The sequence below is a fragment of the Arthrobacter sp. Y3223164 genome (assembly GCF_059091005.1).
Map to the genome: position 1 here is coordinate 1 of NZ_JBNHGF010000800.1, position 548 is coordinate 548.

Sequence of the window (548 nt, forward strand, 5' to 3'; positions counted from 1 at the left end):
ACCACCGGCGGGCGGGCCGCGCGGCTCGGCGGCGGGCTCGAGGGCGGATACTTCGTGGAGCCCACGGTGTTCGCCGACGTGACACCGGATATGCGCATCGCCCGCGAGGAGGTCTTCGGGCCGGCCCTGGCCGTGTTGAAATACACGGACCTGGACGAAGCCGTGGCGCTGGCGAACAACACCGGGTTCGGGCTGGGCGGACTCGTGTTCGGCCAGGACCAGGACGCGGCGCTCGCCGTGGCCGATCGCATGGACACCGGCTCGGTGGGCATCAATTTCTTCGCTTCCAACCACTCGGCCCCGTTCGGCGGCAGGCACGACTCGGGCCTCGGCACCGAGTACGGGATAGAAGGACTCAACGCCTACGTCAGCTACAAGTCCATCCACCGTCGCTAGCCCTGGGCGGCCGTCGCCTGGCCCGTCCCGCCGTCGTTAGGTTTGTCCGGCCAGCAGCCGGGCGTAGAGGTTCAGGTGGTCAGCCGTCATGCGTGCCGCGCTGAAGCGATCCTCGGCGGCCGCCCGGCAGGCGCGGCGGTCCAGCGCGGCGG

Annotated in this window: 1 protein-coding gene; it reads left to right on the forward strand. The window is 70.6% G+C overall.

The genetic code is table 11. The annotated features are described in order from the left end of the window. A partial coding sequence (locus AC5RUJ_RS18090; RefSeq protein ID WP_494156498.1) for an aldehyde dehydrogenase family protein occupies positions 1–396 on the forward strand: 396 nt, incomplete at its 5' end. Positions 397–548 lie beyond the last annotated feature (152 nt).